Origin of the sequence: Luteimonas qiangzhengi (genome assembly GCF_039548515.1) — a bacterium.
Lineage (GTDB): Bacteria > Pseudomonadota > Gammaproteobacteria > Xanthomonadales > Xanthomonadaceae > Luteimonas.
In genome coordinates this window covers 84,498-96,152 of the sequence record NZ_JBCLVE010000011.1, presented here as the reverse complement: position 1 = coordinate 96,152, position 11,655 = coordinate 84,498, and the positions used below count along the sequence as shown (strand labels likewise).

General features: G+C 66.7%; 10 protein-coding genes. 5 read left to right on the top strand and 5 right to left on the bottom strand.

The annotated features are described in order from the left end of the window. Positions 1–15 precede the first annotated feature (15 nt). The 4 genes from atpG (at position 16) to WCE59_RS10025 (ending at position 4,206) form a co-directional block, all read left to right on the top strand. The gene (gene atpG / locus WCE59_RS10040; RefSeq protein WP_343258628.1) at positions 16–879 is read left to right on the top strand and encodes a F0F1 ATP synthase subunit gamma; all 864 of its coding nucleotides are present in this window, start codon (positions 16–18) and stop codon (positions 877–879) included. A gap of 70 nt (positions 880–949) precedes the next feature. Then, on the top strand, positions 950–2,359 hold the full coding sequence (gene atpD / locus WCE59_RS10035; RefSeq protein WP_343258627.1) for a F0F1 ATP synthase subunit beta: 1,410 nt from the start codon (positions 950–952) through the stop codon (positions 2,357–2,359). A gap of 54 nt (positions 2,360–2,413) precedes the next feature. Next, positions 2,414–2,839 (top strand): F0F1 ATP synthase subunit epsilon, encoded by a 426-nt coding sequence (locus WCE59_RS10030; RefSeq protein ID WP_343258626.1) that lies wholly within the window; start codon positions 2,414–2,416, stop codon positions 2,837–2,839. 224 nt (positions 2,840–3,063) lie between these two features. Beyond that, positions 3,064–4,206 (top strand): DmpA family aminopeptidase, encoded by a 1,143-nt coding sequence (locus WCE59_RS10025; RefSeq protein WP_343258625.1) that lies wholly within the window; start codon positions 3,064–3,066, stop codon positions 4,204–4,206. Positions 4,207–4,304: 98 nt separating this feature from the next. Here WCE59_RS10025 and WCE59_RS10020 read toward each other — a convergent pair whose 3' ends face one another. Next, a complete protein-coding gene (locus WCE59_RS10020) occupies positions 4,305–4,688 on the bottom strand; it encodes a GtrA family protein (RefSeq protein ID WP_343258624.1) in 384 nt (127 codons plus the stop codon). Between the two features lie 84 nt (positions 4,689–4,772). On the opposite strand from WCE59_RS10020, the gene glmU reads away from it, so the two are divergent. Beyond that, the gene (glmU, locus tag WCE59_RS10015) at positions 4,773–6,143 is read left to right on the top strand and encodes a bifunctional UDP-N-acetylglucosamine diphosphorylase/glucosamine-1-phosphate N-acetyltransferase GlmU (RefSeq protein ID WP_343258623.1); all 1,371 of its coding nucleotides are present in this window, start codon (positions 4,773–4,775) and stop codon (positions 6,141–6,143) included. 123 nt (positions 6,144–6,266) lie between these two features. On the opposite strand, the gene WCE59_RS10010 is transcribed toward glmU, so the two are convergent. From WCE59_RS10010 to WCE59_RS09995, 4 genes are all read right to left on the bottom strand, one after another. After that, positions 6,267–7,517 (bottom strand): sensor histidine kinase, encoded by a 1,251-nt coding sequence (locus WCE59_RS10010; protein WP_449284144.1) that lies wholly within the window; start codon positions 7,515–7,517, stop codon positions 6,267–6,269. Between the two features lie 59 nt (positions 7,518–7,576). Beyond that, on the bottom strand, positions 7,577–8,938 hold the full coding sequence (locus tag WCE59_RS10005) for a sigma-54-dependent transcriptional regulator (protein WP_343258620.1): 1,362 nt from the start codon (positions 8,936–8,938) through the stop codon (positions 7,577–7,579). Positions 8,939–9,004: 66 nt separating this feature from the next. Then, positions 9,005–10,216: an ABC transporter permease gene (locus WCE59_RS10000; RefSeq protein WP_343258619.1), complete on the bottom strand. Its 1,212-nt coding sequence runs from the start codon at positions 10,214–10,216 to the stop codon at positions 9,005–9,007. Positions 10,217–10,275: 59 nt separating this feature from the next. Next, positions 10,276–11,607 (bottom strand): ABC transporter permease, encoded by a 1,332-nt coding sequence (locus WCE59_RS09995; RefSeq protein WP_343258618.1) that lies wholly within the window; start codon positions 11,605–11,607, stop codon positions 10,276–10,278. Positions 11,608–11,655: the final 48 nt, after the last annotated feature.

Sequence of the window (11,655 nt, the reverse complement as noted above, 5' to 3'; positions counted from 1 at the left end):
CAACGGGAAGAAGAGATGGCTGGCGGTAGAGAAATCAAGACCAAGATCAAGAGCGTGCAGAACACCCGCAAGGTGACGCGTGCGCTGGAAATGGTCTCGGCTTCAAAGATCCGCAAGGCGCAGGAGCGGATGCGCGAGTCGCGTCCGTACGCGCGTGCGATGAAGCAGCTGATCGGGCATCTGGCCCAGGCCAATTCCGAGTTCCAGCATCCGTACCTGGTCGAGCGCCAGGACGTGAAGCGGGTCGGCTACGTGATCATCTCCTCCGACCGCGGCCTGGCCGGCGGATTGAACAACAACCTGTTCCGCAAGCTGCTACCCGAGTTCCGCAAGCACCAGGAAAACGGGGTGGAAATCGACCTGGTCACCATCGGCCAGAAGGCGACCACCTATTTCCGCCGGATCAAGGTGAACATGGTCGGCACGGTTACCCACCTGGGCGACAACCCGCAGGTGGAGCAGCTGGTGGGCGTGATCAAGGTCATGCTCGACGCCTACAACGAAGGCAAGGTGGACCGCGTATACCTGGTCTACAACGACTTCGTGAACACCATGACCCAGCGCGCAGCGTTCGATCAGCTGCTGCCGCTGCCGGCGTCGGAAGAAAAAGTGGCCCGGCACGACTGGGACTACATCTACGAGCCGGATCCGGAAGGCGTGCTTGGCCACGTGCTGACCCGCTACATCGAATCGCTGGTGTACCAGGCGGTGATGGAGAACGTGGCCTCCGAACACGCCGCACGCATGGTGGCGATGAAGGCCGCCAGCGACAACGCCAACAAGCTGATCGACAGCCTCAACCTGTCCTACAACAAGGCCAGGCAGGCGGCGATCACCCAGGAGATCTCGGAGATCGTCGGCGGCGCCGCCGCCGTCTGACGGACCGTATCCGCACAGAATCCAGCCGGCCCGCGCCGGCCACCAGAACAGGTAATCGGAGCAACACACAATGAGCAACCAGGGCAAGATCGTTCAGATCATCGGCGCGGTCGTCGACGTTGAATTCCCGCGCGACAGCGTGCCGCGCGTGTACGACGCGCTGAAGGTGGACAACACCGAGATCACGCTGGAAGTGCAGCAGCAGCTCGGCGACGGCGTCGTGCGCACGATCGCGCTCGGCTCCACCGACGGCCTCAAGCGCAACCTCGTGGCCACCAATACCGGCAGCGGCATCGTGGTGCCGGTGGGTGAAGGCACGCTGGGCCGCATCATGGACGTGCTGGGCCGCCCGATCGACGAGGCCGGCCCGGTCGAGGCCAGCGACCAGTGGGAAATCCACCGCGCAGCGCCGTCCTACGAGGAGCAGTCCTCCACCAACGAGCTGCTGGAAACCGGCATCAAGGTCATCGACCTGATGTGCCCGTTCGCCAAGGGCGGCAAGGTCGGCCTGTTCGGCGGCGCCGGCGTGGGCAAGACCGTCAACATGATGGAACTGATCAACAACATCGCCAAGGCGCACGAAGGCCTGTCGGTGTTTGCCGGTGTGGGTGAGCGTACCCGCGAGGGCAACGACTTCTACCACGAGATGAAGGACTCCAACGTCCTGGACAAAGTGGCGATGGTCTACGGCCAGATGAACGAGCCGCCGGGCAACCGTCTGCGCGTCGCCCTGACCGGCCTGACCATGGCCGAGTACTTCCGCGACGAGCCGGACGAGACCGGCAAGGGCAAGGACGTGCTGCTGTTCGTGGACAACATCTACCGCTACACCCTGGCCGGTACCGAAGTGTCCGCGCTGCTGGGCCGCATGCCGTCGGCGGTGGGCTACCAGCCGACCCTGGCCGAGGAAATGGGCGTGCTGCAGGAGCGCATCACCTCGACCCGTACCGGTTCGATCACCTCGATCCAGGCCGTGTACGTGCCCGCGGATGACCTGACCGATCCGTCGCCCGCCACCACCTTCGCCCACTTGGACGCCACCGTGGTGCTGAGCCGTGATATCGCTTCGCTGGGGATCTACCCGGCGGTCGATCCGCTCGACTCCACCAGCCGTCAGCTGGATCCGAACGTGATCGGCAGCGAGCACTACGAGGTCGCGCGCAAGGTGCAGTCGACCCTGCAGAAGTACAAGGAGCTCAAGGACATCATCGCGATCCTGGGCATGGACGAGCTGAGCGAAGAGGACAAGCAGGCCGTGTCGCGCGCCCGCAAGATCGAGCGCTTCTTCAGCCAGCCCTTCCACGTGGCCGAAGTGTTCACCGGCTCGCCGGGCAAGTACGTGCCGCTGAAGGAAACCATCCGCGGCTTCAAGGGCATCGTGGAAGGCGAGTACGACCACCTGCCCGAGCAGGCGTTCTACATGGTCGGCAGCATCGACGAAGCCGTCGAGAAGGCCGCCAAGCTCGCTGAATCCGCCTGATGCTGATGCCCGGCGGGCTCCGGCCCGCCAGGCGCCAAATTGGAACTGGAATACATGACCACCACCATCCGTTGCGACATCGTCAGCGCTGAAGCCGAGATCTTCCACGGCGAGGCCACGCTTGTGGTCGTCACCGGCGAGATGGGCGAGCTGGGCATTGCGCCGCGCCACGCGCCGCTGATCACCCGGCTCAAGCCCGGCAAGGTCGTTGTGACCCAGGCCGACGGCAGCAAGCTGGACTTCGCCATTGGCGGCGGCATCCTCGAGGTGCAGCCGCAGGTGGTGACGATCCTGGCCGACACCGCCATCCGTGCCGACGAGATCGACGAAGCCGCCGTGCGTTCGGCCAAGGAAGAAGCAGAGCGGGTGCTGGCCGGCAGGGGCGAAGCGATGGATATCGCCGAAGCCCAGCAGAAGCTGGCCGAAGTTACCGCCCAGCTGCAGGCGCTGGAACGGCTGCGCAAGAACCTCAAGCATTGACATCCGCACCGCCGCGCTCGCGCGGCAAAGCAGCAAGCAGACGCCGGCCCACGCCGGCGTTTCGCTTTTGTAGGAGCGCGCCATGCGCGCGAAGCCGCGTGAATCAGGGGACCGCCGCGTGGCGTCGGATTGCGCGAGCCCCGACGCCCGTATTGCTTGCGCATGAACAGCCTCCCGTCTACGGTCGCTGATTGCACCGTGGAGGGCAGGCAATGATCCGGTTCATGACAGCTTCGTTGGTGGCCGCGGTACTTGCGTGCGCCCCGGCGTTCGGATCCGACAACGCCGAGCGTCCCCGTGCCCGGGAAGCGGGCATCGTTATCGGCAGCTTGCCCACCGGCCCGCTCAACGCGATCGTCGACGTGGAAGGCGTGGCCGTCGGCCACGTCACCCTGGACGAGGCGGACGGCTCCATCCGCACCGGCGTGACTGCGATCCTGCCGCACGGCGGAAACCTCTACCACCAGCGGGTTCCCGCCGCGATCCACGTGGCCAACGGGTTCGGCAAGCTGCTGGGCGTGACCCAGGTGGACGAACTCGGCGAGCTGGAAACCCCGATCCTGCTGACCGGCACCCTGGGCGTGTGGCAGGCGGCCGATGCGATGGTCGGCTGGCTGCTGCAGCAGCCGGGCATGGAGCAGGTACGTTCAATCAACCCGGTGGTCGGGGAGACCAACGACGGCTACCTCAACGATATCCGCAGCCGTCCGCTGCGCCCCGAGCACGTGATCGAGGCGCTGGAAACGGCGTCCACCGACAACGTGCACGAGGGCGCGGTGGGCGCGGGTGCTGGCACCGTGGCCTTCGGCTGGAAGGGCGGCATCGGCACCAGCTCCCGCGAGATCGAGACCGCGGGCGCGCGCTACACCATCGGAGTGCTGGTGCAGAGCAACTACGGCGGTGAGCTGACGGTGGCCGGGGTTCCCGTGGGCCGCCAGCTGCCGGACCCGGCCTCTTACCTGGGTGCAGACGGCGAGCCGCCGGTGGCCGATGGCGATGGCAGCATCATGATCGTGGTGGCGACAGATGCCCCGCTGGGGTCGCGCCAGCTGGGCCGCCTGGCATCACGTGCCGTGGTCGGTCTGGCACGTACTGGCGCGTCGATGTCGAACGGATCGGGCGACTACGTGATCGCATTTTCCACTGCGCCCGAGAGCCGCCGCGGTGATGCCGCCGTGCTCACGCCGGCCGTACTTGGCAACGAGGCCATGAGTCCGCTGTTTGTGGCGGTGGCGGAAGCCACCGAGGAAGCGATCCTCAATTCCATGTTCCGGACCACCACGGTAAAGGGGCATCGGGGCACGGTGCCGGCGCTGCCGCTGGAGCTGGTGGTGCCACTGGTGCGTGAGGCGTCGGCGGATCAGTAGCCGGGGCATCGGCTGGCGGGTGCGTTCCGACTTGCCGGGACGTGGCTGGGTTCACGCGGCTTCGCGCGCATGGCGCGCTCCTACGGAGGCAGCGAGTGTCAGCGGCGGTAGACCCAGTGGCGCGACAGGGTGAATCCGACTGCTGCCAATGCCAGCTCGACCAGCGGCTTGGCCAGCCACGCCCAGCGCAGGCCCAGCACATCGTCCACCTGGCCGATTGCCCAGGTGCTGACGATGGTGGTGCCAATCCACATCAGTACGAACCGCCGCAGCTGCACCGGACCGAGCGTGGTGCCTTCGCCGGCGAAGGTGAACTTGCCGTTGGCCCAGTAGCCCATCAGCGCCCCGCAGACGCGCCCGGCCACGTTGGCCTGGCGCACCGGCAGCCCGGCGTGGCTGAGCGCCACCATCACGGCCCAGTCCAGCAGCCATTGCAGGCCGCCGATGATCAGATAGCTGCGTGATTGCCGGTACAGGCTCAAGGTGGAAAGCTGTATCCATGGAGGCCGCCGGCATCGTAGCAGCGCGGCCCGTTAGAATTCGTTTTCGACCTTCATGGAATTGATATGAGCGCTCCCCTGCATGTAGTCATCCTGGCCGCTGGCGAAGGCAAGCGGATGAACTCCGCGTTGCCCAAGGTGCTGCAGAAAATCGCCGGCCGGCCGATGCTGGCCCATGTAATCGCAGCGGCCCGACGGCTGCAGCCGGAAGCCGTCCACATTGTCCATGGCCATGGCGGTGACCAGGTGCGCGCTGCACTCGAGGATCAGCCGGACCTGCAGTGGGCGGAGCAGGCCGAGCGGCTGGGCACCGGACATGCGGTGCAGCAGGCGTTGGCGAACGTGCCGGATGGCGCCGAGGTGCTGGTGCTCTATGGCGACGTGCCGCTGATCACCACCGACAGCCTGCGTGGCTTGCTGGCCGGCGAGTACGGTGCGCGCCTGGCGGTTTTGGTGGCCGAGCTCGAAGACCCGGCCGGCTATGGCCGCATCGTGCGTGATTCCGAGGGCCACGTCGCCGCGATCGTTGAAGAGAAAGATGCCAGCCGCGAACAGCGCAGCATCAACATCATCAACACCGGCATCCTGGCCGCCGAGTCCACCGCGCTCAAGCGCTGGCTGGGCGCGGTGTCCAATGACAACGCCCAGGGCGAGTATTACCTGACCGACGTGTTTGCCCTGGCCGCCGACGAATTCAGTCCGGCGGAGATGGTGCTGATCGCCGACCCCGTCGAGGCCGAGGGTGCCAACGACTCGTGGCAGCTTGCCCAGCTCGAGCGCGCCTTCCAGCGCCGCCAGGTGCGTGAGCTGTGCCGCCAGGGCGCCAGAGTGGCGGACCCGGCGCGGCTGGATATCCGCGGTGAGGTCACCGTGGGCCGCGATGTCGAGATCGACGTGGACGTGGTGCTTGAAGGCAAGGTGGAACTCGGAGACGGCGTGCGGATCGGCCCGTTCTGTCGGCTGCGCGACGTGCGCCTGACCCTGGGCACCGAAGTGCGTGCTCATTGCGACCTGGAAGGCGTGGTGACCGAAGGCACGGCACGCATCGGACCGTTCGCCCGGCTGCGTCCGGGCACGGTGCTGGCTGACGGCGCCCAGATCGGCAACTTCGTTGAAACCAAGAACACCACCCTGGGCGTGGGCAGCAAAGCCGGGCACCTGACCTACCTCGGCGATACGGTGATCGGCGCCGGGGCCAACATCGGCGCGGGCACCATCACCTGTAATTACGACGGGGTAAACAAGTCGAAGACGGTGATTGGCGATGGTGCTTTCATCGGCTCGAACGCCTCGCTGGTGGCGCCGGTGACCATCGGCGATGGGGCGACCACCGCGGCCGGTTCGACCATCACCTACGACGTACCGGCCGATACCCTGGCCATCGGTCGCTCCCGCCAGAGCATCAACGACCGCTGGCAGCGCCCACAGAAAAAGTAGGAGCGCGCCATGCGCGCGAAGCCGCGTGACACATGGCTATGCGACGTGGCCCCGGTCGGTTCGCGGTATCCGACGCCCCGCGGCGGAATATGATTCACGCGGCTTCGCGCGCGTGGCGCGCTCCTACAAAGGGAGGGTGAGGCTGACGCGCAGGCCGCCGCCTTCGCGGTTGTTGAGGGCGATGCGGCCGCCGTGGGCTTCGCAGATTTCGCGCGCCAGCGCCAGGCCCAGGCCGGTGCCCTGGCGCTTGGTGGAGTAGAACGGCAGCAGCGCATTGGCCAGCACCGCCTCGTTCATGCCGCTGCCACGGTCGAGCACTTCGATACGCCAATCATCCGGCAGCCGGCGCAGCTCCAGATGCACCTGGTCAGGCGCCGAGCCTGATTCGTACGCGTTGCGCAGCAGGTTGATCAGGCACTGCTCCATCTGGGCCGCATCGAAGCGGCCGTGGCCGTTAATGGTTGCCGCATCGAAATTGAACTCCACCTGCTCGCGCAACCGATGCACGAAGCCATGCCATTGCACCCGCTCAAGACGCGGAGTGGGCAGCTTGGCGAAGCGGGCGTAATCGCGCAGGAAGCTTTCCAGATGCCGCGCCCGGTTCTCGATGGTTTCCAACGCCACCGGCAGCCGCTCGTACTGGCCGCGACGGACCAGCTCCGCACCGGAATGCGCCAATGACGCGATCGGTGCCAGCGAGTTGTTGAGCTCGTGGCTGATCACCCGGATCACCTTCTTCCAGGTCTGCACCTCCTGGCGGCGCAGCTCCGCGGTCAGCTGGCGCAGCAGGACCAGCTCGTGCGGGCGCCCGTTGAGGCGAAACCCGCGCCGGGACAGATGGTAGATATCCTCGCTGTCCTCACCGCCCACGCTGAACATCCCATCGCCGCCCTGGGCCATGGCCTCGCGCATGGCAACGGGTGCCCGCTCAAGCAGGGCATCGAGTGACTGGCCTTCCAGCCGACGGCCATCGCCCATCAGCTTGCGGGCGGCAATGTTGGCCAGCACGATCCGCCGCCCCGGGTCGGTCAGCAGCATCGCCACCGGGGTGTTCTGCACGATCGTGTCCAGTAGCAGCTCACGCTGGGCGATTGCCGTGCGCTGCTCGCGCAGCACATCGCCCAGACGGTTGTGGCTGTCCACCAGCTCGGCCAGCGCACCGCGGCCCTGCCATGACACGCCGAAGCTGAAGTCGCCGTCGCGGTAGCTGGCCACGCTGCCGGCCAGGGCGCGAAACAGGGCGCCGGTGGGCGAGAGCAACAGCCGCACCTGCCACGCCAGCAGCGGCAGCAGCGCCGCCGCCGTGATGGCCACCGCGGCCCAGTCCGGAAACCATTGTGTCAGCAGCAGGGCGAACGCTGCCGCGGCCACCATGTGCAGCGCCGCCAGCCCCCAAAGGGCCAGCCCCAGCGGGACGCGCTGCAGCCAGCGCTTCATCCTTCGCTATCCGCGCCGCGACGCAGGCCGTGCTTGTCCATCCGCCGGTACAGCGCCTGGCGCGAGATGCCCAAGTCCGCGGCGGCCTGTGCCAGCACGCCATCGTTGCGTGCCAGTGCCGCTTCGATGGCCTCGCGGTCGGGATCGGCCGGTGGCGCTTCCGCCGGTTGCGGTGAGGTTGCAGGTGCAGGCAGACCGAAGCTCTCTACCGACACCGTTTCACCCACCGAAAGCAGCGCCGCCCGCTGCACAGCGTTGCGCAGCTCGCGCACGTTGCCCGGCCAGGGATGGCGCAGCAGGATGCGCTCGGCATCGGCCGCCAGGCGCTTGCCTTCGGGCAGGAAGTGCCGGGCCAGCGGCAGGATGTCGTCAGGACGCTCGGCCAGGGTCGGCAGCTTCAGCTCAATGGCGTTGAGGCGGTAGTACAGGTCTTCGCGGAAGGTGCCGGCGGCGATCGCGGCCGGCAGGTCGGCGTTGGTGGCGCTGACCACGCGCACTTTTACCTGGCGCTCGCGGTTGGAGCCCAGGCGCTCGAAGCGGCCGGTTTCAAGCACCCGCAGCAGCTTCATCTGCCCGGCCAGCGGCAGGTTGCCGACCTCGTCCAGAAACAGCGTGCCGCCGTCGGCGGCTTCGAACTTGCCTTCGCGCGCGCGGGTCGCACCGGTGTAGGCGCCGGCATCGGCACCAAACAGCTCGGCTTCGATCAGTTCGCCCGGCAGCGCACCGCAGTTGAGCGCCACGAAGGGCCCGTCACGCACCGCCGAGTTGGCGTGCACGATCTCGGCGAATTTCTCCTTGCCGGTGCCATTGGGCCCGGTCACCAGTACGGGCAGCTCCGAGCGCGCCACCTGGCAGGCCAGCGACAGCACCTGTTCGCTGGCGGCATCCGCCCACACCAGACCGCGCAGGTCGTAGTCGCGCTCCAGCACCTCGCGGCGACGGCGGGTGCTTTCACGATGGCGGGCGAGTTCGCGCCTCGACCCGGCCAGCTCCAGCAGGTTGTTCACCGTGGTCAGCAGCTTGCGGTCATCCCAGGGCTTGGCCAGGTAGTCGGCCGCGCCGGCCTTGATCAACTCCACCGCCGATTCCAGCTGGGTCCAGGCGGTCAGCAGGATCACCGGCATGTCCGGGTGCAATTCGCGGATCCGCCCGAACAGCGCCACCCCTTCTTCGCCCGAGGTGGTGTCGGCGCGGAAATTCATGTCCTGGATCACCAGGTCGATCCCGCCGCCGCGCAGCGCATCCATCCCGGCCTCGGGTGACTCCGCACCGACCGCCTGGATGTCATGCAGCGAAAACAGCACGTCCAGGGCGGTGATCACATCAGGGTTGTCGTCGATGACGAGGATGGTGGGCATGTTTGGTGGAGCGTCCTGCGGAAGGAAGAGCGTAAGGGATCCGGAAAAAGACAGGCGTGGCGAAGGTCACGCGCTGCGTGTGGCGATGGCAGGCGGCACGGCGGCGGCTTTGCGAGCAGGTGCAAATACGGCGATCTGCCCCAGCAGCCACAGCACAACGCCGCCAATGGGCAGGTAGTACAGCGGCAGGCGGGCCAGCTCGTAGTGCTCCATCAGCCACTGGTTCACCGAGTAGGCCAACAGCATGCCCAAGGCGATGCCGATGGTGACCAGCAGGAAATTCTCGACCTGGAAGTAGCGCAGGATCTGTGCGCGGGTGGCACCCAGCGCCCGGCGCACGCCGATCTGGCGGGTGCGCTGCTGCACCCAGAAGCTGGCCAGCCCGACGATGCCGAACGCAGTCACTGCCAGCAGTGCGATGCACACGGCCACCAGCAGCCAGACCACGGCGCGGCTGCGTCCATGGAAATCGTGCTGCATCTGGGCCAGGGTCTTCTGTTCGCCGATGATCCGGTTGGGGTAGATCCCGTTCAGCGCATCCACCGCAGCGGCCAGCACTTCTTCGCGGCGATCGGGGTCTGTGCGCAGCAGATAGCTGCCCTGTCCCATCCGCACCGGCACGATCAGGGAGTGGTAGCTTTCCTCCAGCGCCCTGCTTTCCCCGGGGGCGAGCACATCGTCCACCACGCCCACAACGAGCGTGGGCTGGTTGCTCCAGACATACATCGATTGGCCCAGGGCGCTGCCGTCCGGAAACAGCCGGTCGGCCAGGGTGCGGGTCAGGATCACCGAGGGAATGTTCATTCCGCTCACCTGCAGCGCCATCATGTCCATGTATTCGTCGGGCTCGAACGCGCGGCCTTCCTGCAACCGCAGCCCAAGGGTGTCGAGGAGGTATCCATCGTCCAGGTACATGGCGGACATCACCCCCTGGCTGTCGGCGCCGAATTCCGTGCGTACGTCCGCCCCCCACACGTTCCCACCGTATGGAACCTGGTTGACCGCCGCTGCGGACTTCACGCCGTGAACCGCGGTCAGCGCGGCCAGGTCTTCAACGCGACCCACGTCGGGAGCGTCTTCAGCGGCCACGTTGCTGACGCTCAGGTAGACCAGCTCATCGTCTGGCACGCCGCTGTCCACCTGCATCAGTTCCAGGCGGCCGTTGACCAGGAAAATGGCGTTGCAGAGGATGGCGCAGCTGAGGGCGATTTCCAGCACGATCAGGGCGGCGGCAGTCTTGTGGCGCCTGAGGCTGGAGAGAATGGGGCGGATTTCCATGGAGGGCTCCGTGGTGCAGTCGCGGCCGGAAGGGCCAGCGCAGTCAGGATGAAAAAGGGCTATTGGCTCTTGAGCTGGATGGCGGGGGTGATCTGCATGGCGCGCCATGCTGGCAGCGCACCGGCCATGAGGCTCGCCACCAGCGCCAGGACGAAAGTGAAGGCCAGTGCCGCCGCATCCATCTGCGCCAGCTGCGCATAGTCGTCGGGCTGTTGGCGGACCAGCCACAGCCCGCCAATGGCCAGCAGCAGGCCGAACGCTCCGCCCACCACGCCAATGGTTCCGGCCTCCACCAGGCACTGCCGGAAGATGTCCATGCGCGACGCGCCCAGTGCCCTGCGCACCCCGATCTCGCCGCTGCGCCGCAGGAACTTGGCCAGCAGCAGGCCCACGGTGTTCACCAGGCACACCGCCAGGAAGCCAAAGGCCAGCCACATCTGCAGGCGTACGTCGTTGGGCACGACGCGCTTGTAGTCCAGCCAGTCCATGACGCTGTGCAGGCGCACGTTGGCCGGGCTTTCGAACCGGCCTGCCGCACGCTGCTGTTCGGAGTAGTCGGTCAAATATTGCAGGTACCCGTCCACCTTGTCCGGCGAGTCCAGCTCCACCCAGTAATGCACCCAGACGCAAGGGGCATTCAATGCGTGGGGGCTCACGTTCTGGGCTTCCGCGCCGTCCTCCTTCCTGCTGCCCCAGCAGGCCATGGAGCCCTCGGCCGACAGTTCCAGTTCGCGTGAGGTGGAAAAGGGAGTGAACACCTGCGCTCCGTCGTCTTCGAACCGGCGCGATTCCAGATCGTAGAAGCGCGGTGTCAGCGACCACTCGCCCAGCACGCCGATGACTTCCAGGCTGCCCTCCGGCAGCCGGATTTCCCGACCCAGCGGGTCCTGGCCGGGGAACAGCTGTTCGGCCATTGCATCGCTGATTACCGCGACCCGGGCGCGTGAGTCGTCCTCTGCACCGCTCCAGCCTCGGCCGCTGTGCAGTGGGGCCTGGAACATCGAAAAGAAGTCGGCCGAAGTGAACTGGGCGCTGGCGCGGAAAGGCTGCGCCGCCATGCCCTCGGGCAGGATGGTGACCGAGCCGCCGGTCATCAGCGCCTGGCGATCGCCGCGCGCCTGGCGCAGCAACTCCTCGGCGTCATAGCGGGTCAGCTGCTCGGGCGGCTCGGGGTCGGGCTGGCCGCTGTCGTTTTGCGGACGCGCATCCAGCCGGGGATGGAAGAGCTGGCTGCTCTTCTCGGGAATCGGGTCGCCGGACAGCACGAAATACAGAGTCAGCGTGGTCATGGTGGCACCGATGCCTACGGCGATGGTGAGCACCATCAGTGCGGTCAGCACCTTGTTGCGCCGGAAGCTGCGCAGCGCGAGGTTGAAGTAGTAGCCGAACATGTGGATCCCTCGTGGGACGGGCGGTGTACCGCGGTGGGGCAGGAGAGA

Bases quoted from the DNA above. Each gene is read 5' to 3' on its own strand.
- atpG (WP_343258628.1), top strand. From the start codon at position 16: ATGGCTGGCGGTAGAGAAATCAAGACCAAGATCAAGAGCGTGCAGAAC.
- atpD (WP_343258627.1), top strand. From the start codon at position 950: ATGAGCAACCAGGGCAAGATCGTTCAGATCATCGGCGCGGTCGTCGAC.
- WCE59_RS10030 (WP_343258626.1), top strand. From the start codon at position 2,414: ATGACCACCACCATCCGTTGCGACATCGTCAGCGCTGAAGCCGAGATC.
- WCE59_RS10025 (WP_343258625.1), top strand. From the start codon at position 3,064: ATGACAGCTTCGTTGGTGGCCGCGGTACTTGCGTGCGCCCCGGCGTTC.
- glmU (WP_343258623.1), top strand. From the start codon at position 4,773: ATGAGCGCTCCCCTGCATGTAGTCATCCTGGCCGCTGGCGAAGGCAAG.
- WCE59_RS10010 (WP_449284144.1), bottom strand. From the start codon at position 7,517: ATGGTGGCCGCGGCAGCGTTCGCCCTGCTGCTGACACAATGGTTTCCG.
- WCE59_RS10005 (WP_343258620.1), bottom strand. From the start codon at position 8,938: ATGCCCACCATCCTCGTCATCGACGACAACCCTGATGTGATCACCGCC.
- WCE59_RS10000 (WP_343258619.1), bottom strand. From the start codon at position 10,216: ATGGAAATCCGCCCCATTCTCTCCAGCCTCAGGCGCCACAAGACTGCC.
- WCE59_RS09995 (WP_343258618.1), bottom strand. From the start codon at position 11,607: ATGTTCGGCTACTACTTCAACCTCGCGCTGCGCAGCTTCCGGCGCAAC.